The sequence below is a fragment of the Streptococcus sp. 'caviae' genome (assembly GCF_001937065.1).
Taxonomy (GTDB): Bacteria; Bacillota; Bacilli; order Lactobacillales; family Streptococcaceae; genus Streptococcus.
On sequence record NZ_MOWR01000006.1, the window covers coordinates 118,677 to 136,459 of the forward strand.

A 17,783-nucleotide genomic window follows, 5' to 3' on the forward strand; every position below is an offset into this window, starting at 1 on the left:
ACAGCAGTGTGTGCTGAATTTCAAAAAAAGAAAGAGGAATTTTATGACATTAGCAAAAGACATTGCCCGCGATTTATTGGATATCAAGGCAGTTTACCTCAAACCTGAGGATCCTTTTACTTGGGCATCTGGTATTAAATCGCCGATTTATACAGATAACCGCATCACCTTGTCTTACCCTGAGACACGTGCCTTGATTGAGAATGGTTTTGTTGAAACCATCAAAGAGGAATTTCCTGAGGCAGAGGTCATTGCAGGAACAGCGACTGCCGGTATTCCCCACGGAGCGATTATTGCGGACAAGATGAATCTGCCCTTTGCTTATATCCGCAGCAAACCAAAAGACCATGGCGCTGGCAATCAGATCGAAGGCCGGGTCATTAAGGGACAAAAGATGGTTATTGTTGAGGATTTAATTTCAACAGGCGGATCGGTCCTCGATGCAGCTGCGGCAGCGAAAAGAGAAGGTGCTGATGTGCTCGGTGTTGTCGCTATTTTTACCTATGAACTGCCAAAAGCCGCCGAAAATTTTGAAAAAGCCGGTATCAAATTGGTAACTCTGTCAAATTATTCTGAGCTGATTAAGGTAGCTAAGGTTCAGGGTTACATTGATGCAGACGGTCTGCAGCTCTTAAAGAAATTCAAAGAAAATCAGGAAACTTGGCAGGACTGAGGTCTGACACTTTTAATACAAATCAGCAGAAAGCTAATGAATAGGGAGGTAGCCTATGAAAATTACAGTTCCGTTTGAAAATCACATTATCCCTGATGCCTATGCCAAAAAAGCCAGTGAAACCAATAAGGGCTATGCTGTCAAATCTTTCCCTTTTGAAATTGCAGATGTCCCAGAAACCGCTGAAACCTTAGCCTGGACGTTTGTAGACTATGATTCGATTCCTGTCTGCGGTTTTGCCTATATCCACTGGACGGTTGCCAATGTGCCGGCAGATACCAGGGTTGTTTCAGAGGATTTTGCAAGACAGGATCAAAGGCATTTAAAAGGGAAAAACAGTCTTGTCAGCAAGTTTCTGGCAACTGACTACTCTGATATGTACGATGGCTATCTGGGGCCTTACCCGCCCGATAAGGATCATGTCTATACCCTCACTGTTTATGCTCTTGATGATGAGCTGCCTCTCAATGAAGGTTTCTATCTTAACGAGCTGCTGCATGCGGCTGAAGGGCATGTGATTGCCAAAGCCCAAATTGATTTGGTTGGCAGAGTTTAGAACAAGGAGATCAGCATGGTAGCTAATGATTGGCTGGATGCAACCGCAATGGCCCAGGCTGTTTTGCACGGAGATGTTTCTCCTAAAGAATTGGTAGAAGAAGCTATTGACAAAAGTCAGGCTGTCAATCCTAAGATTAATGCCATTGTAGATACGCGTTTTGAACAGGCCTTGCAAGAGGCGCAAAATCGAGATTTTACAGAGAAGCCCTTTGCAGGTGTTCCGCTCTTTCTTAAGGATTTAGGTCAGGAGCAGGCTGGCGAGCTGTCAACATCGGGTTCTCGTTTGTTGGCGAATTATCGTGCCAGTCATTCTGACAACTATGTCAAAGGCTTGGAAGCACTGGGGTTCATTATTTTAGGCCGCACTAATACGCCGGAGTTTGGTTTTAAGAATATTAGTGATTCCAGTCTGCATGGCAGTGTTAACTTACCCGATGACGTCAGCCGAAATGCGGGTGGATCCAGCGGCGGTGCCGCTGCTTTGGTTAGTTCAGGTGTTTTGCCTCTGGCTGCTGCCAGCGATGGCGGCGGCTCGATTCGTATTCCTGCTTCCTTTAATGGGCTTATTGGGTTAAAGCCTACACGGGGGCGCATTCCAGTCGGACCCGGTTCTTTTAGAGGCTGGCAGGGAGCCTCTGTTCAGTTTGCCTTAACCAAGACAGTACGGGATACCAAGCGTCTGCTGTATTATCTGCAGACCTGTCAGATGGAGAGTCCCTTTGTTCTGCCGACTTTACCGAAAGCATCTCTGGAGCAGCCTTTAACGAAAAAACTGAGAATAGCCCTGCTGCTTGATTCGCCTATCGGCAGCCAAGTTTCCGGCTCGGCTCTTTCTGCTGTCCAAAAAGCGGCTAAACACTTGGAAGATGCAGGCCATAGGGTAGAAGAAGCAGCGCAGCCCTTAGATGGTATAGAGGCTATGCAGTCCTACTATATGATGAACAGTGTCGAAACAGCTGCTATGCTTGACAGTCTGTCTGCTGCTCTGGGACGCAGTCTGACGCCGGATGATATGGAGGTCATGTCTTGGGCGCTCTATCAGGCAGGTCAAAGAATTCCTGCTAAGGATTATTCTAAGGTAATCAGCCAATGGGATCAGTACAGTTATCGCATGGCGCTATTTCATGAAAAATACGATCTGATTCTGACACCGACGACAGCTGAGCCTGCACCTAAACATGGGCAATTTCTCTTATCAGCTGCCTTGGAAAATGATCTAAAGCATCTGGCTGATTTTGATCAAGCCCGGCAGCAGGGGCTCATTTGGAAGATGTTTGCTGACAGTTTAGCTTGGACGCCTTTTACACAGCAGGCCAATCTGACTGGGCAGCCCGCCATTTCTCTCCCGCTTTATCGCGATGCTCAAGGGCTGTCACTAGGTGTTCAGCTGACAGCTGCCAAAGGAAGAGAAGATTTACTTTTAGCTCTGGCGCAGTCTTTTGAGGAGCAGCAGCTTTTTGTCTAAAATGAAAGATTGCAGACAAAATGCTTGAAATTTTTCTGAGAAAAGTGTATTTTCACAAAGTAAGCCTTTTCAAGCTTATAAAATATTGTTCTATACAAGGAGAAAATACATGATGAAAAAGAAACTTTTCGTGGCTTTAAGCCTCTTAATGGCGGCTGTATTTTTAGCTGCTTGTTCCCAGTCCTCGGACTCCGGACAAAAGAGCTGGGATAAGATTGATAAGAGAGGTACTCTTAAGGTTGCTACTTCGGGAACGCTGTATCCGCAGTCTTATCACGATGACCAGAATAAATTGACGGGCTATGATGTTGAGATTTTGAAAGAAATCGGCAAACGGTTGGGATTAAAACTTCAGTTTACTGAAATGGGTGTCGACGGTATGCTGACGGCTGTCAAGAGCGGTCAAGTGGATCTTGTCAACTTCTCTTTAGAGGACGGCAACAAAAATATCAGTAAGTTTTTGAGGACTTCCCCTTATAAATATTCCTTTACTTCAATGGTGGTTCGCTCTAAGGATGATTCAGATATTCATTCTTGGTCAGACATTAAAGGGAAAAAAGCTGCTGGAGCTGCCAGCACAAACTATATGAAGATTGCCAAAAAACTGGGAGCAGAATTAGTCGTCTATGACAACGTGACTAATGATGTCTACATGAAAGATTTGGTTGATGGCCGGACAGATGTCATTATCAATGATTACTACCTGCAAAAAATGGCCGTTGCAGCCATTAAGGATCAATATGATGTCAAAATTAATGAGGGGCTTTATGCCAATCCTTACAGTACGCGCTTTACACTGTCTCTGAAAAATAAGCTCTTACAAAAGAAAATCAATAAGGTCATGAAAGACATGCGCAAGGATGGTACGCTTTCAAAATTATCTAAAAAATTCTTCCAGGGCGAAGATGTGACGAAAAAACGCCAAAACAACTACAAGGAAATTGATATTTCGGATATTGATTAAGGGAGGAGAGTGGGAAGAATCCCCAAATTTTAAATTTTGGTTTGTCTCCCCACCTCTGCCTTAAGAGTTTATTCTAAAGCATGAGGACTGGGCGAGTTTTGCCCGGCCTCTTATTTTTGTCTTCTTTTCTTAACTGGAATGCCATTTAAAAATTTGTTACAATAAGTTTGATAAGTGCGTGATTTTTAGCCATCACGGCTTTAGAAAGATTAATAAGAGATTTATGTTCATAGATTTTCAGCTGATTTTCAGCAGTTTATCCTTTGTTTTGTCAGGGATTCCCTATACCTTAGGTATTGCCGTCCTTAGTTTTCTGACGGGCTGTCTTTTGGGGATTTTGATTTCTTTTTTGAGGATGTCTGAGAATTCCTGGCTCAGATCCTTTGCACGGACCTATATTTCGATAATGCGCGGTGTCCCCATGCTGGTTGTTTTGTTTGTCCTTTATTTTGGCCTGCCTTATTTTGAAGTGCAGCTGCCGGCTCTGCTTTGTGCTTATATTGGTTTTAGCACAGTCAGTGCTGCTTACATTGCCGAGATATTTCGCTCTTCCATATCCGCAGTGGATAAGGGACAGTGGGAAGCGGCCAGAGCTTTGGGGCTGCCTGCCAAATCTATTTTAAGAAGCATTATTTTACCGCAGGCTTTTCGGATTGCTATTCCGCCTTTGGGAAATGTGATGATGGATATGCTTAAAAGTTCTTCCTTAGCGGCTATGATTACAGTACCGGATATTTTCCAAAATGCAAAAATTATTGGCGGACGCGAATATGACTATATGTCTATGTATGTTTTGATTGCTTTTATTTATTGGCTGCTTTGCTTTTTATTTGAAAGGTTTCAAAATCATTTAGAAGCAAAACTCAGCGTTTACTAATAACTTAGTAAGGAGAAATGTATGGAACATTCAGCTTGGCATGATTTAATTAAGAAGGAGCTGCCGGAAGGCTACTTTGCTCAGATTAATCATTTCATGGATGAGGTTTATGCCCGGGGGACTATTTATCCGCCGAGAAGCAAGGTCTTTAATGCCATTCAGACCACGCCTTTGGATAAGGTCAAGGCTGTCATTATTGGTCAGGATCCTTATCATGGTCCCAATCAGGCGCAGGGACTGTCGTTTTCTGTACCTGATCAGGTGCCTGCTCCGCCATCTCTCCAAAATATTTTAAAAGAACTGGCAGATGATATCGGACAAAAGCAAAGTCATGATTTGACCTCCTGGGCCAAGCAAGGGGTGCTTTTGCTAAATGCCAGCCTGACGGTTCCTGAGCACCAGGCCAATGCCCATGCCAACGGTATCTGGGAGCCTTTCACAGATGCTGTCATTAAGGTTGCTAATCAAAAGGAGACACCCGTTGTCTTTATCCTGTGGGGCGGCTTTGCCCGTAAGAAGAAGTCGCTGATTACGAATCCCATTCATCATATTATTGAGTCGCCGCATCCCAGCCCCCTGTCTGCCCACCGAGGATTTTTTGGCAGCAAACCTTTTTCGCAGACAAATGATTTTTTAGTCAGTCAAGGTCTGGAGCCTATTGACTGGCTTAGGTAAGGAGATATTATGTTATTAATTAAAAACGGCCGTGTTCTTGATCCTAAATCTGGTCTTGATCAGTTAGCGGATGTCCTGCTTGATGGTAAAAAAGTCGTCAAAATTGCAGAAAATATTGACCCTGCAGGCGCTCAGGTTATTGATGCCAAGGGCCTCGTTGTAGCTCCCGGTCTGGTTGATATCCATGTTCATTTTCGGGAACCCGGTCAGACGCACAAGGAAGATATTCATACGGGAGCTTTGGCAGCAGCTGCCGGCGGAGTGACGACAGCTGTCATGATGGCCAATACCACACCGACCATTTCTGATGTGGAGACACTGACAGAAGTGTTAGAAAGTGCGGCCAAGGAAAAGATTAATATCAAGTCTGTGGCAACCATCACCAAAAATTTTGACGGTCAGCAGCTGACCGATTTCGAGGCGCTTCGCAAAGCGGGAGCCGTCGGTTTTTCAGATGACGGGATTCCTTTGACAAGTTCTAAGACCGTCAAGGAAGCCTTGGACTTGGCTAAGAAAAATGATGCCTTTATCAGTCTGCACGAAGAAGATCCTGAATTAAACGGTATTTTGGGCTTTAACGAAAACATTGCCCGCAACAAATTCCATTTTTGCGGTGCAACTGGGGTGGCTGAATACAGCATGATTGCGCGTGATGTCATGATTGCTTATGACAGACAGGCGCATATCCACATTCAGCATTTATCTAAAGCGGAGTCTGTCAAAGTGGTTGAATTTGCCCAAAAACTAGGCGCTCAGGTGACAGCAGAAGCAGCACCGCAGCATTTCTCCAAAACAGAAAACCTGCTGCTGGAAAAAGGTGCCAATGCTAAGATGAATCCGCCGCTTCGTCTGGAGTCAGACCGTCTTGCGGTTATTGAAGGACTCAAGTCAGGGGTTATCTCTGTGATTGCAACGGATCATGCTCCCCATCATGCGGATGAAAAAAATGCAGCCGATATTACCAAAGCACCGTCAGGAATGACAGGCTTGGAAACATCGCTGTCGCTTGGTCTGACTTATTTAGTTGAAGCAGGCCATCTCAGTTTAATGGATTTCCTAGCTAAAATGACCATCAATCCGGCACAGCTCTATGGTTTTGATGCCGGTTATCTGGCCGAAGGCGGTCCCGCAGATCTTGTCATCTTTGCTGATAAGGAAGATCGCTTGATTTCCGAAAACTTCGCGTCTAAAGCGGCCAACTCACCTTTTATCGGAGAAAAGGTAAAAGGACAAGTCAAATATACAATCTGCGGCGGCCAAATTGTTTATCAAGCCTGAAAAACGGGGTCAGGACTGTAAAGTCCGCCCCCTTTTGACTGTACAGAATTGAGAAGCAAGCCATAGATACATTTTCAGACCTTTCTAAACATTTAGAAAAGGAAACACTATGTTATAACTTAACCGGAGGGATTGTATGAAAAGAAAAGCTTTAATTCTACCAACTTTGTTCTTATCAACAGCTCTTTTGTCCATGCATGCTTATGCAGATGAGACGTCTGCGGCGGCCAACACCGGCAGCGAACAGGTTCCGGCCGTCAGTGCCCAGACAGAACAGATGGCAGATGAGAGCGTCCAGTCAACTGCTGTTACAACAGCCGTGTCTGAAGCGGCAGAGCCGGATACTGCCAGCCAGCCGCAAGCCTCAGCGTCAAGCGCTTCAGAAGAAGCGGTTCAGCCAGCAGAAGAGCTTACAGCTTCTTCAGAGCCAACAACGCTTGCAGCTCCGGCTTCTGATTCTAAGAATGATGCGTCGGTAACGATTTTGCATACCAATGATATTCATGGACGTTTTCTGGAGGACAGCGGCAGCGGTGTTATCGGCATGCCCAAATTAGCAGGTCTTGCCAATGATTATCGGCAGCAGGGCACCACTTTGCTGCTGGATTCGGGGGATGCGACTCAAGGACTGCCCATCACCAATAACAGTCAGGGAGCAGACGCGGTTGCCCTCATGAATGCTGCCGGTTATGCTGCCATGACGGTTGGCAACCATGAGTTCGATTTTGGTTTGGACCAGCTGAAAACGCTGAGTCAGAAGATGACCTTTCCTATTATCAGCTCCAATATTTATGTCAATGGTGTGCGGCTTTTCGAGGCGTCGACCGTTATTGACAAAAATAAAAAGATTGACGGAGATGAGTATGTGGTTATCGATGTCACAACGCCTGAAACATCCACAAAGACTCACCCTCGCAATGTTGTCGGCGTGACCTTTACCGACCCGATCACGGAAGTCACCAATGTTATTGCTCAAACAGAGGCTCAGGCCAGAGCAGAAGGAAAGTCTTACCAGAATTATATTATCCTAGCTCATCTGGGAGTTGATACGACAACCAAAACCGAATGGCGCGGAGACAGTCTGGCTCAGGCTCTGTCTGAAAATACTCTGCTGGCTGGAAAAAAGGTTATCGTTCTGGACGGGCACTCCCATACTGCTAAAACAGCCGTTTATGGCAATGTCATCTACAATCAGACGGGCAGCTACTTAAATAATGTCGGTCTGATTAAATTAAATTCAAAAGAAGTGCTGAGCAACGTCCTGTTAAGTGCTGAGGATACCAGTACCGTTCAGTCTGATGCGACCGTGCAGGCCATGGTGGACAAGATTAATGCTGCTTACCAGGCTGACAGCGCCACAGTCGTCATTCCTAAGAGCCCTGTTGAGCTCAACGGTGAACGGACAAATGTCCGTGTCTGGGAGACTAATCTTGGCAATGCTGTCGCAGATGCTCTTTTGGACTATGGACAGACAGGTTTTTCCCACAAATCTCATTTAGCCGTAACCAATGGCGGCGGTCTGCGTGAGACGATTGCCAAGGATAAGCCGGTGACAAAAGGTGATATTATTGCCGTTCTGCCTTTTGGCAATACAGTTTCTCAGATTGCTGTAAAAGGGCAGAGCATCAAAGAGATGTTTCTTAAATCTTTAGGCTCTATTTTACAAGTGGATAATCAAGGGAAGCCGGTTCTTGATGAAAACGGTCTGCCTTTGATGGAACCAAGCGGCGGCTTTTTACAGGTCGCGGGAGCTAAAGTCTATTATGATACTAATCTGGAACCAGACCAACGTATCCTTCATATTGACATCTTAGACCCAGAATCAAAAACTTATCAACCTTTGGATTTGACTGCCACTTATTATCTGGTAACCAACGATTTCCTAGCTGCAGGAGGCGACGGTTATACCATGCTGGGCGGCAGCCGTGAAGAAGGACCGTCTATGGATACTGTTTTTGCAGATTATTTGGCCAAGACCGATTTGACACAGTATGCGGTCATCAATCCTAATTCTCGTGTTATTTCTATCTCTTCAGCAAAAGACAGCGATGGCGATGGTTTTACAGATTTAGATGAAATACTTGCAGGAACTTCTCCTCAAAATTCAAAGAGTTATCCAAATCAGCCAGCTGCGCAGTCTCATTCTAATTTGCCGGAAAAAGAAACTCCTGCTGTTCCGGCCGCTCTTTTACGCACTAATAAGCCCGTAAAACTGGCTGTCCGGTACGAAAGAAACCAAAAAGCAGCTGTTTCTCATCCTGCCTATTCTTATCAGAATGGTTCTTATCGGCTCAGCAAGCGTCTGCCGCAGACTGACGGTCAAGAATCAGTCTTTGCTCTTTTAGCAGGTATTTCCTTAATGGGATATGGCCTGTACAGCATTAGCCGCAGGACTTATGGTAAATAGGAAGCATACGGTAGTCTGCAGTCTAGCGTATTTGGCAGAATAAAAAAAGAAGGTCACTCAGCCTTCTTTTTTTGATGGGTCAGATTTAAGCCCCAGGGGACTAAATTTTCATTTTTTTCTTTGATTCGGATCATGTTATCCTTGTGACGGACAATGATAATTCCTGCAATCAGAATAATAATTCCGGTGAAGAGCCAGTCATAAAACGGTATGAGAAAATGAAAGGCTGGGAAAATTAAGGCGCTGATGATAGCCGCGCTTGCTGCTGTGACACTGGCCAGAGAAATCATGCTGGATAAATAGAGAACAACGGTAAAAATAATTAAGAGGTAAAGAAGAAACAGCGGTGCTAAGCCGAGCAGAATTCCTGCGCTGGTTGCCACGGCCTTGCCGCCCTTAAATCCGGCAAAGATGGGAAAGGTGTGTCCCAAGATGGCAAAAAAGCCAAAGAGCAGCGGGGTTACACTGCTGACCCCAAAAATCATTGGCAGCACCGTAGCCAGAGTTCCCTTTAGCATATCAATGATAAAGGTTACAGAACCCGCCTTGGGACCAAGAACACGAAAAGTATTGGTTGTTCCCATATTGCCGCTGCCGTAGTCTCTTAGATTTTTTCCATAAAAATACTTGCCAATCCACAGTCCGGTAGGAATCGAGCCCAGTAAGTAGGCAATAATTAAAAAAATAATGACTTTCATAGAAATATTATATCAAATCATTTAGGGAAAATCTCTTGATTTTCAAAAATAACTTTGCAAAATTTCCAAAAAACTTGTAAGATAAAAAAGATGAAATAATCGGAGGTCAGTTTTGGCTAAAAAAGAAATTACAATCACTAATTACAATGATGATGCCATTCAGGTATTAGAAGGGTTAGATGCTGTCCGTAAGCGGCCGGGAATGTACATCGGCTCAACCGACGGTACGGGCTTGCACCACTTGGTATGGGAAATTGTTGACAATGCAGTCGATGAAGCCTTGTCAGGGTTTGGTGAGCGTATTGATGTGACTATTAATAAAGATGGTTCGCTGTCAGTTGCTGACAGCGGCCGCGGGATGCCGACAGGAATGCATGCCATGGGAATTCCTACCGTGGAAGTCATTTTTACAGTCCTCCATGCGGGCGGTAAATTTGGTCAGGGCGGCTACAAGACATCCGGCGGTCTGCACGGTGTCGGCTCATCAGTTGTTAATGCCTTATCTAGCTGGTTAGAAGTTGAAATTACACGTGACGGTGCTGTCTATAAGCAGCGTTTTGAAAACGGCGGCAAACCGGCAACAACCTTGAAAAAGATTGGAACAGCGCCAAAATCTAAAAGCGGCACCAAAGTCACCTTTATGCCGGATGCAGGCATCTTTTCAACGACTGATTTTATTTATAATACGATTGCCGAGCGTCTTAATGAATCGGCTTTCCTGCTCAAAAATGTGACGCTGACATTGACCGACGAGCGGCCGGAAGAAGCCCTGCATGCGGAGTTTCATTATGAAAATGGTGTTCAGGACTTTGTTGAGTATCTCAATGAAGACAAGGAAACACTGACACCGGTCATTTACTTTGAGGGCGAAGAGTCCGATTTTCAGGTAGAAGTTGCTCTGCAGTATAATGATGGTTTTTCAGATAACATCCTTTCTTTTGTCAATAACGTCCGGACCAAGGACGGGGGGACTCATGAAACGGGCTTGAAATCTGCCATTACCAAGGCCATGAATGATTACGCCAGAAAGACCGGTCTACTGAAAGAAAAAGATAAAAACTTAGAAGGTTCTGACTACCGTGAAGGCCTGTCTGCGGTTCTGTCCATTTTGGTTCCGGAAGAGCATCTGCAGTTTGAAGGACAGACCAAGGACAAATTAGGCAGTCCTTTGGCTCGTCCCATTGTTGACAGCTTGGTTTCTGATAAGCTGACCTTCTTCCTCATGGAAAATGGCGAGCTGGCTTCCAATCTTGTCCGTAAGGCCATTAAGGCCAGAGATGCCAGAGAAGCTGCCCGCAAAGCCAGAGATGAAAGCCGCAATGGCAAGAAAAATAAAAAAGACAAGGGGCTGCTGTCAGGGAAATTAACTCCTGCTCAGTCCAAGAATCCCAAGAAAAATGAACTGTATCTGGTCGAAGGGGATTCTGCCGGCGGGTCAGCCAAACAAGGACGGGATCGGAAGTTTCAGGCTATTTTGCCTCTGCGCGGGAAAGTGCTCAATACCGCCAAAGCCAAGATGGCAGATATTATCAAGAATGAAGAAATCAACACCATGATTTATACCATTGGTGCCGGCGTCGGGGCAGATTTCAAGGTTGAAGATTCCAATTATGATAAAATCATTATTATGACCGATGCTGATACAGACGGTGCCCATATCCAAACCTTGCTTTTAACCTTCTTTTACCGCTATATGCGGCCTTTGGTTGAAACGGGCCATGTCTATATTGCTCTGCCGCCGCTCTACAAGATGTCTAAAGGCAGGGGCGCTAAAGAAGTAGTAGAATACGCGTGGACTGACCAAGAGCTGGAAGACCTGCGCAGGAAATTCGGCAAGGGCGCTGTCCTCCAGCGCTACAAAGGTCTGGGTGAAATGAATGCCGACCAGCTCTGGGAAACCACCATGAACCCGGACAGCCGCACCCTTATCCGCGTCACCATTGAAGATTTGGCGCGTGCCGAACGCCGCGTCTCCGTTCTCATGGGCGACAAGGTCGAACCCCGCCGCAAGTGGATCGAGGATAATGTCAAGTTTACTTTGGAAGAGAGTACGGTGTTTTGATTGGCTATTTGAAAATGATGCTAAAGCATCTATTTTCAAAACGCAACAGACTATGGCCTGTTGCTAAGCCCCTCACTAGGTCAATTCAAAAAATATGATCGATTTTTTAAATTGACCGTCGTAATTTTATCGAATCATCAATACCTATACCAGCTTGAAAAGGAAATATCATCGATTTCATTTTCGAGCGTCGTAGGAGGGAAAATAAAAGTGGAGACTTTGGGCTCCATTTTTAGCCATGAAACCATAGGTTTGCTGGCGTCCGCATCACCCAAAGCAATTATTAAAAAGAAAACTTAAAAATTTTGTAAGGACAACGATTATGTCTAATATTCAAAACATGTCCCTCGAGGACATCATGGGAGAGCGCTTTGGCCGCTACTCCAAATACATCATTCAGGAACGGGCGCTGCCTGATATTCGTGATGGGCTGAAGCCTGTTCAGCGCCGTATTCTGTATTCCATGAATAAAGATGGCAATACGCATGATAAGGGCTTTCGTAAGTCTGCCAAGTCTGTCGGTAATGTCATGGGTAACTTTCACCCGCATGGCGACAGCTCGATTTACGATGCTATGGTGCGGATGAGCCAGGACTGGAAAAACCGTGAGACTCTGATTGAAATGCACGGCAACAACGGTTCCATGGACGGCGATCCGGCCGCTGCCATGCGTTATACCGAGGCCCGTCTGTCTGAAATTGCAGGTTATCTGCTTCAGGATATTGACAAAAACACCGTGCCGTGGGCCTGGAACTTTGACGATACCGAGAAAGAACCGACCGTACTGCCGGCGGCTTTTCCCAATCTCCTCGTCAATGGAGCAACAGGCATTTCAGCGGGTTATGCGACAGATATTCCGCCGCATAATTTAGCTGAGGTTATTGATGCTGTCGTCTACATGATTGACCATCCCAAGGCCAAACTGGATAAGCTCATGGAATTCCTGCCCGGGCCGGATTTTCCGACAGGAGCTATCATTCAGGGCAAAGACGAAATCCGCAAAGCTTACGAAACCGGCAAAGGACGTGTAGCTGTCCGCTCGCGGACGGAGGTCGAGAGCCTCAAGGGCGGTAAAAAACAGATTGTTGTAACGGAAATCCCTTATGAGGTTAACAAGGCTGTTCTGGTCAAAAAGATTGACGATGTCCGCATCAACAATAAGGTTCCCGGCATTGCCGAAGTGCGCGATGAGTCTGACCGTGACGGTCTGCGGATTGCCATTGAGCTCAAAAAAGATGCCGATGAAGAGACCATTTTGAATTACCTCTTCAAATATACGGATTTGCAGATCAATTACAGCTTTAACATGGTGGCTATTGACAACTATACACCGCGTCAGGTCGGTATTGTTCCAATGCTGTCCAGCTACATCGCTCACCGTAAAAATATTATTGTGGCGCGGTCTAAATTTGACAAGGAAAAGGCGGAAAAGCGCCTGCACATCGTTGAGGGACTTATCAGGGTCCTGTCTATCTTGGATGAGGTTATTGCTCTTATCCGTGCATCTGAGAATAAGGCTGATGCCAAGGAAAACCTCAAAGTCAGTTACGATTTTACCGAGGAGCAGGCCGAAGCCATTGTCACCCTGCAGCTTTACCGCTTAACCAATACCGATATTGTTACCTTGGAAGAAGAAGATGCAGCACTGCGTGAACAAATCACCACCTTATCTGCTATCATCGGTGATGAACGCACCATGTACAATGTCATGAAGCGTGAGCTGCGTGAGGTTAAAAAGAAATTTGCCAGCCCGCGTTTGACAGAACTGCAGGATAAGGCACAGGCTATTGAAATTGATACAGCCAGTCTTATCGTTGAGGAAGAAACCTTTATCAGTGTTACTCGCGGCGGCTATATCAAGCGCACCAGTCCGCGTTCTTTCAATGCTTCAACAGTTGAAGAGTTAGGCAAACGCGACGATGACGAAGCCGTCTTTATTAGGAATGCTAAGACAACTCAAAATTTGCTTTTGTTCACTAACTTGGGCAATGTCATCTATCGGCCTGTTCATGAACTGGCTGATATTCGCTGGAAGGAAATCGGCGAACATCTCAGTCAGACTGTTACTAATTTTGCGACGGATGAAGAGATTCTCTACGTTGACTTAGTCGATCATTTCGAAGAAGGGACTTACTATGCTGCTACCCGTCTGGGGCAAATCAAGCGTTTCGAACGCAAGGATTTGGCGCCGTGGCGCAGCTATAAAACAAAATCAGTCAAGTACGCCAAATTAAAGAGTGAAGATGACCGGATTGCTGCCGTCTCTCCAATCACGCTAGATGATGTCATGCTGGTTACCGGCAAGGGCTACGCTCTGCGCTTCAACATTGAAGAAGTACCAATTGTAGGGCCTAAAGCCGCAGGTGTCAAGGCCGTTAATCTCAAAGATGGCGATTATTTGGCCAGTGCCTTTATCGCTAATACGGACAGCATTTATATCCTGACCCAGCGAGGCAGCTTAAAAAGGATGGCCATCAGTCTTATTCCGGTTACCAGCCGGGCTAAAAGAGGTCTGCAGGTGCTGCGTGAACTTAAGAGTAAGCCGCATCGTGTCTTTGCGGCCGGACCGGTGTTCTCAGAAGCAGAAGCCGAAGAGCTGGACCTGTTTACAACAGCAGATCCTAGCAGCGGACAAAAAGAAATTCTCGAGGTTAAATCCCAGACTTTGGCGGCCTATGACGTTAATCTGGCTGAGCTGTCTCTGTCTGAACGCACCAGCAACGGCAGCTTCATTTCAGATACGATTTCAGATGAAGGTGTCCTTTCTGCCAGAATAAAATAAGTTTTAAGACGGGATTATTTAATCAAGCAGCAAGAACTAACTGTTTTACACTTGGTTAAGCAGAATGTTAATAATTATCCAAGAAGAGAGCTAAGCAGCCTCTCTTCTGTTTTTAAAAGAAATTTTCAGAATTTTACGAAAAAACACTTGAAAATTTTAAGGAAAAGCGTACAATAGAAAAAGAAAAAAGGAAGAAAGAGGATTTTAATATGACAGTAGATTTAGACTGGGAAAACCTTGGATTTGAATATCACAAACTTCCATTTCGTTACATCTCTTATTATAAAGATGGCAAGTGGGACGAAGGTAAGCTGACAGAAGATGCCACTCTTCATATTTCAGAGAGCTCACCGGCTCTTCACTATGGCCAGCAAGCCTTCGAAGGACTCAAAGCCTATCGCACCAAAGACGGTTCTGTACAATTGTTCCGTCCTAATATGAATGCTGAGCGTTTGCAGCGGACAGCAGACCGCCTCTTAATGCCTCAGGTACCAACTGATAAATTTGTTGACGCTGTTAAGCAGGTAGTTCGCGCTAATGATGACTATGTACCGCCATATGGTACAGGGGCCACACTTTATCTGCGTCCATTGCTGATTGGTGTAGGTGATGTTATCGGTGTTCATCCGGCAAATGAATACATTTTTACAGTTTTTGCAATGCCGGTTGGCAACTATTTCAAGGGCGGTTTAGCACCGACTAATTTCTTGATTCAGGATGATTACGACCGTGCAGCTCCTCATGGAACGGGTGCAGCCAAGGTTGGCGGGAACTACGCAGCCAGTCTCTTGCCGGGCAAGGTTGCTCAGGATCACAAATTCTCAGATGTTATCTACCTTGATCCAGCCACTCATACTAAAATTGAAGAAGTGGGCTCAGCAAACTTCTTTGGTATTACAAAAGATAATGAATTTATCACCCCACTCAGCCCGTCTATCCTGCCATCAATCACTAAATATTCCCTTCTTTATCTGGCTAAGGAACGCTTCGGTATGAAAGCTATTGAAGGTGATGTCAGAATTGATGACTTGGATAAATTTGTTGAAGCCGGTGCCTGCGGTACAGCAGCTGTTATCTCACCAATCGGCGGTGTTCAGCACGGCGATGATTTCCATGTTTTCTACAGTGAAACAGAAGTAGGACCTGTGACGCGTAAACTTTATGATGAATTGACAGGTATTCAGTTCGGCGATGTTGAAGCGCCGGAAGGATGGATTTACAAGGTCAATGACTAAAAAGAAAAATTTGCTTGCTCTTGCAAGCTTTTCTTTTTTTGTGTAAAATATTTGAGAGGTAAATTATGCGTAAAAAAGATAAGAAAATCGAAATCCAAATCAGTGATGCTCAGGTTGAAGTGAACGGCGCCCAGCTGTCAGGCTATCAGCTGACAATCGGCAAAAAAGTTATCGGGCAAATCGCTGAAATTGATGAAAAGTATGCAGCTGTTAAAAATGGTGACGTTGTAGATTTTCATAAAAATTTAGAAGCCGCTGTAGAAGCTGTTATTGAGGCCTATAATTTGAATAACTAAACTAAGAAAGGGCTTGATTTTGACATGAGATTATGATAAACTAATCTTTAGTTGTCACTGGAAGGGTAGCGAAGAGGCTAAACGCGGCGGACTGTAAATCCGCTCCTTCGGGTTCGGGGGTTCGAATCCCTCCCCTTCCATTGTTAAGATACAAAGAGCGTAAAGCGCCCAGTCAAAATAGGAAGGCGATAGAAAATCCTGATTTTCTAATCGGCTTATCTTTTTGACCCAGCGCTTAGCTCGTGTTCAATTGCACTATTGTTATCTTAACCATCAATCCTTGGGGTATAGCCAAGCGGTAAGGCAAGGGACTTTGACTCCCTCATGCGCTGGTTCGAATCCAGCTACCCCAGTCAGAGGTATTAGACCAAGTCTAAGGCCGTCAGAGATATGCGCCTTGTTGTTTGTCCTTGCGGGTTACCTTGTGAAAATATATTGTTATCAAGAGATAAGATATCTTATTTCTTGTCGGAGGTTTTTTTAGAATGAATGAATTTGAAGATTTGCTCAACAGTGTTAGTGAAGTAAATCCAGGTGATGTTGTTACTGCAGAAGTTTTAACTGTAGATGGTGAACAAGCAAACCTTGTTATTGATGGAACAGGTGTTGAAGCTGTATTGACACTTCGTGAACTGACTAATGATCGCAATGCTGATATTAACGATTTAGTGAAAGCAGGCGATAAAGTTGAAGTGCTTGTTCTTCGTCAGGTTGTCGGAAAAGATACAGATACAGTGACTTTCCTTGTCTCTAAAAAACGCCTAGAAGCTCGCAAAGCTTGGGATAAACTTGTTGGCCGCGAAGGCGAAGTTGTGACTGTCAAGGGAACTCGTGCTGTTAAAGGCGGACTTTCAGTTGAGTTTGAAGGATTGCGCGGTTTTATTCCAGCATCAATGATTGATACGCGTTTCGTACGCAATACAGAAAAATTTGTCGGTCAAGAGTTTGAAGCTAAGATCAAAGAGGTTGATCCTGCAGAAAATCGCTTCATCCTTTCACGCCGTGATGTTGTTGAGGCAGCAGCAGAAGAAGCTCGTAAAGAAGTCTTCTCAAAACTTGCTGTTGGCGATATTGTTACCGGTACTGTTGCTCGCTTGACAAGCTTTGGTGCTTTCATTGACCTTGGCGGAGTTGACGGTTTGGTACACGTTACTGAATTATCACATGAACGCAATGTATCACCAAAATCAGTTGTAACAGTTGGTGAAGAAATTCAGGTTAAAGTTCTTGCCATCGATGAAGAAGCAGGCCGTGTGTCACTTTCTCTTAAGGCGACTACTCCCGGACCATGGGATGGTGTTGAACAAAAACTTGCTGCCGGCGATGTTATCGAAGGCAAGGTAAAACGTTTGACAGACTTCGGTGCTTTTGTTGAAGTTCTTCCGGGTATTGATGGTTTGGTTCACATTTCACAAATTTCACACAAACGTGTTGAAAATCCAAAAGATGTTCTTTCAGTCGGTCAAGATGTAACGGTCAAAGTTCTTGATGTTAATACAGCTGATGAACGTGTATCGCTCTCCATCAAAGCTCTTGAAGAGCGTCCGGCTCAGGATGAAAACAGCGGAGAAAAACGTCAGTCACGTCCTCGCCGTCCAAAACGTCAGGAAAAACAAGACTATGAGCTTCCAGAAACACAAACCGGATTCTCAATGGCTGACTTGTTTGGTGATATTGAGTTGTAAAAAACGAAAAAATGCGTCAACCCCTAGGTCATTTGATCAGGGGTTGCTTTTATGCTTTTATCAGGTAAGATACTGATTCATTCCTGTTTGACTGATGGTTTATCTGAAATAGATGGGGAATGGGTTTG

At 45.0% G+C, this 17,783-nt stretch carries 14 protein-coding genes and 2 tRNA genes; 15 read left to right on the forward strand and 1 reads right to left on the reverse strand.

Annotation, left to right across the window (positions count from 1 at the left end; translation table 11 throughout):
- The first annotated feature begins 43 nt into the window (after positions 1-43).
- From pyrE to nt5e, 8 genes are all read left to right on the forward strand, one after another.
- The gene (pyrE, locus tag BMI76_RS07350) at positions 44-673 is read left to right on the forward strand and encodes an orotate phosphoribosyltransferase (protein ID WP_075346935.1); all 630 of its coding nucleotides are present in this window, start codon (positions 44-46) and stop codon (positions 671-673) included.
- Between the two features lie 55 nt (positions 674-728).
- Positions 729-1,229 (forward strand): YbhB/YbcL family Raf kinase inhibitor-like protein, encoded by a 501-nt coding sequence (locus BMI76_RS07355; protein ID WP_075346936.1) that lies wholly within the window; start codon positions 729-731, stop codon positions 1,227-1,229.
- A 15-nt stretch (positions 1,230-1,244) separates the two neighbouring features.
- Positions 1,245-2,696: an amidase gene (locus BMI76_RS07360; protein WP_075346937.1), complete on the forward strand. Its 1,452-nt coding sequence runs from the start codon at positions 1,245-1,247 to the stop codon at positions 2,694-2,696.
- A 112-nt stretch (positions 2,697-2,808) separates the two neighbouring features.
- Positions 2,809-3,660: a transporter substrate-binding domain-containing protein gene (locus tag BMI76_RS07365; RefSeq protein WP_075346961.1), complete on the forward strand. Its 852-nt coding sequence runs from the start codon at positions 2,809-2,811 to the stop codon at positions 3,658-3,660.
- A gap of 223 nt (positions 3,661-3,883) precedes the next feature.
- Positions 3,884-4,537: an amino acid ABC transporter permease gene (locus BMI76_RS07370; RefSeq protein WP_075346938.1), complete on the forward strand. Its 654-nt coding sequence runs from the start codon at positions 3,884-3,886 to the stop codon at positions 4,535-4,537.
- Positions 4,538-4,558: 21 nt separating this feature from the next.
- Entirely contained in the window at positions 4,559-5,212 is a 654-nt protein-coding gene (locus BMI76_RS07375) for a uracil-DNA glycosylase (protein WP_075346939.1), read from the forward strand.
- A gap of 9 nt (positions 5,213-5,221) precedes the next feature.
- Entirely contained in the window at positions 5,222-6,490 is a 1,269-nt protein-coding gene (locus BMI76_RS07380) for a dihydroorotase (RefSeq protein ID WP_075346940.1), read from the forward strand.
- A 136-nt stretch (positions 6,491-6,626) separates the two neighbouring features.
- On the forward strand, positions 6,627-8,897 hold the full coding sequence (gene nt5e / locus BMI76_RS07385; RefSeq protein WP_075346941.1) for a cell surface ecto-5'-nucleotidase Nt5e: 2,271 nt from the start codon (positions 6,627-6,629) through the stop codon (positions 8,895-8,897).
- Between the two features lie 53 nt (positions 8,898-8,950).
- Here nt5e and plsY read toward each other — a convergent pair whose 3' ends face one another.
- Entirely contained in the window at positions 8,951-9,595 is a 645-nt protein-coding gene (gene plsY / locus BMI76_RS07390) for a glycerol-3-phosphate 1-O-acyltransferase PlsY (RefSeq protein ID WP_075346942.1), read from the reverse strand.
- 112 nt (positions 9,596-9,707) lie between these two features.
- Between plsY and parE the strand changes: the two genes are divergently transcribed.
- The 7 genes from parE (at position 9,708) to rpsA (ending at position 17,655) form a co-directional block, all read left to right on the forward strand.
- Complete coding sequence (parE, locus tag BMI76_RS07395; protein WP_075346943.1) at positions 9,708-11,657, forward strand: DNA topoisomerase IV subunit B; 1,950 nt, start codon at positions 9,708-9,710, stop codon at positions 11,655-11,657.
- Positions 11,658-11,979: 322 nt separating this feature from the next.
- The gene (gene parC, locus BMI76_RS07405; RefSeq protein WP_075346944.1) at positions 11,980-14,439 is read left to right on the forward strand and encodes a DNA topoisomerase IV subunit A; all 2,460 of its coding nucleotides are present in this window, start codon (positions 11,980-11,982) and stop codon (positions 14,437-14,439) included.
- A gap of 173 nt (positions 14,440-14,612) precedes the next feature.
- Positions 14,613-15,674: a branched-chain amino acid aminotransferase gene (locus BMI76_RS07410; protein WP_083623700.1), complete on the forward strand. Its 1,062-nt coding sequence runs from the start codon at positions 14,613-14,615 to the stop codon at positions 15,672-15,674.
- 65 nt (positions 15,675-15,739) lie between these two features.
- Positions 15,740-15,970 (forward strand): DUF2969 domain-containing protein, encoded by a 231-nt coding sequence (locus BMI76_RS07415; protein WP_075346946.1) that lies wholly within the window; start codon positions 15,740-15,742, stop codon positions 15,968-15,970.
- A gap of 59 nt (positions 15,971-16,029) precedes the next feature.
- A tRNA-Tyr gene (locus tag BMI76_RS07420) sits at positions 16,030-16,110 on the forward strand.
- A 141-nt stretch (positions 16,111-16,251) separates the two neighbouring features.
- Positions 16,252-16,323 (forward strand) — tRNA-Gln (locus tag BMI76_RS07425).
- Positions 16,324-16,455: 132 nt separating this feature from the next.
- Positions 16,456-17,655, forward strand: coding sequence for a 30S ribosomal protein S1 (gene rpsA / locus BMI76_RS07430; protein ID WP_003088552.1), 1,200 nt, complete (start codon positions 16,456-16,458; stop codon positions 17,653-17,655).
- Positions 17,656-17,783 lie beyond the last annotated feature (128 nt).

Coding starts and splice junctions, on each gene's coding strand:
- pyrE (WP_075346935.1), top strand. CDS start 44: ATGACATTAGCAAAAGACATTGCCCGCGATTTATTGGATATCAAGGCA.
- BMI76_RS07375 (WP_075346939.1), top strand. CDS start 4,559: ATGGAACATTCAGCTTGGCATGATTTAATTAAGAAGGAGCTGCCGGAA.
- BMI76_RS07380 (WP_075346940.1), top strand. CDS start 5,222: ATGTTATTAATTAAAAACGGCCGTGTTCTTGATCCTAAATCTGGTCTT.
- BMI76_RS07370 (WP_075346938.1), top strand. CDS start 3,884: ATGTTCATAGATTTTCAGCTGATTTTCAGCAGTTTATCCTTTGTTTTG.
- BMI76_RS07355 (WP_075346936.1), top strand. CDS start 729: ATGAAAATTACAGTTCCGTTTGAAAATCACATTATCCCTGATGCCTAT.
- BMI76_RS07360 (WP_075346937.1), top strand. CDS start 1,245: ATGGTAGCTAATGATTGGCTGGATGCAACCGCAATGGCCCAGGCTGTT.
- rpsA (WP_003088552.1), top strand. CDS start 16,456: ATGAATGAATTTGAAGATTTGCTCAACAGTGTTAGTGAAGTAAATCCA.
- nt5e (WP_075346941.1), top strand. CDS start 6,627: ATGAAAAGAAAAGCTTTAATTCTACCAACTTTGTTCTTATCAACAGCT.
- plsY (WP_075346942.1), bottom strand. CDS start 9,595: ATGAAAGTCATTATTTTTTTAATTATTGCCTACTTACTGGGCTCGATT.
- BMI76_RS07415 (WP_075346946.1), top strand. CDS start 15,740: ATGCGTAAAAAAGATAAGAAAATCGAAATCCAAATCAGTGATGCTCAG.
- parC (WP_075346944.1), top strand. CDS start 11,980: ATGTCTAATATTCAAAACATGTCCCTCGAGGACATCATGGGAGAGCGC.
- BMI76_RS07365 (WP_075346961.1), top strand. CDS start 2,809: ATGAAAAAGAAACTTTTCGTGGCTTTAAGCCTCTTAATGGCGGCTGTA.